Below are 1,207 nucleotides of genomic sequence, written 5' to 3' on the forward strand. Positions count from 1 at the left end.
CAAGTGCACCATGCATTCGCTTGCGGTTGTAATAAAATTCAATGTATTGAAATAACGCATGGTATGCCTGTTCCTTGGTCTTAAAACGTGCATTACAATAGATGAGTTCTTTCTTCAAAATACTGTGCCAAGACTCGATGCAAGCATTATCGTAGCAGTTGCCTTTTCGGCTCATACTGGAAGTCATTCGGTATGTTTTCAGTTGCTCTCGGTATTCGTTGGAGGTGTATTGGGTTCCACGGTCAGAGTGATGCAGCAGTCCTTTACCGGGACGTTTCGCTTCGTAAGCAGCCTGCAAGGCGCCTAGAGCCAAACTTGTTTCCATATGATCAGCCAAGTGCCATCCTACAATTTCTCGAGTACAAAGATCCATCACACTTGCGAGATACAAACGACCTTCTCGGCAGGGAATATACGTGATGTCGGTTACCCAGACGGTATTGGGTTTGATTACCTTGAACTGTTGGTTCAGATGATTCGGCTCGATCGGGTGGCTATGGTTGGAATCTGTCGTACGCACTCGATACTTCTTGGATACGATGGAACGAAGCTGCATTTCGCGCATATAAACACTTACAGTTCTCTCCGTAACGGCGTGCCCTTCCTGGTGCAAAAGACGAGTGATTTTGGGACTGCCATAACGTTTGTTGTGGTCAGTGAAATGATACCGAATCCGCTCCATGACGGCATCTTTTCTGAGTTTTTGTGAGCTAGGTTTCTTGGTTTTCCATCTGTAATAACCGCTCCGGGACACCTGAAGAACAGCGCACATCTTCTCCAAAGGGAACTCGGAGCGATGTTCCTCAATAAACCGGAATCTTAATTCTTTGGTTTGCTGAAGATGTGCACTGCTTTTTTTACGATAGCGAGTTCTTCTTCTACATCGGCGATTTTCTGATCTCTTTCCTGCAATTGTTGATTCATTTTTTGTAATTGGGCTTCTAGCTCCCGAACGCGATCTACACTCGCTGCTGGCTCATGTTTTAATTCTCGGTATTGGCTCATCCATTGATGTAGTGTACTTCGAGGAATATTCAGTTCCTCCGATAATTCCGCTACCGTTTTTGTTTGCTCCTGGATGAACCGTACCGTTTGTTTTTTGAACTCTTCGTTATACCGTTGTCTTTGCTCGCCCATGTGGACACACCTCCGTTGGTCTCATTATCTCCAGTCTGTTAACAGGTGTCCACTTTTTATTCTAGCTGCA

Annotated in this window: 2 protein-coding genes; both read right to left on the minus strand. The window is 45.2% G+C overall.

What is annotated here, in order from left to right; genetic code table 11:
* The coding region (locus ACYUJT_RS25360; protein WP_460327714.1) for an IS3 family transposase at window positions 1-934 on the minus strand (934 nt) is incomplete at its 3' end.
* Window positions 820-1,137 carry a transposase gene (locus ACYUJT_RS25365; protein ID WP_460327711.1) on the minus strand — a complete coding sequence of 106 codons (318 nt, stop codon included), beginning with the start codon at window positions 1,135-1,137 and terminating at the stop codon, window positions 820-822. The genes ACYUJT_RS25360 and ACYUJT_RS25365, both read right to left, overlap by 115 nt.
* Window positions 1,138-1,207 lie beyond the last annotated feature (70 nt).

This window comes from Paenibacillus sp. YSY-4.3 (assembly GCF_054767475.1).

Bases quoted from the DNA above. Each gene is read 5' to 3' on its own strand.
- ACYUJT_RS25365 (WP_460327711.1), bottom strand. From the start codon at position 1,137: ATGGGCGAGCAAAGACAACGGTATAACGAAGAGTTCAAAAAACAAACG.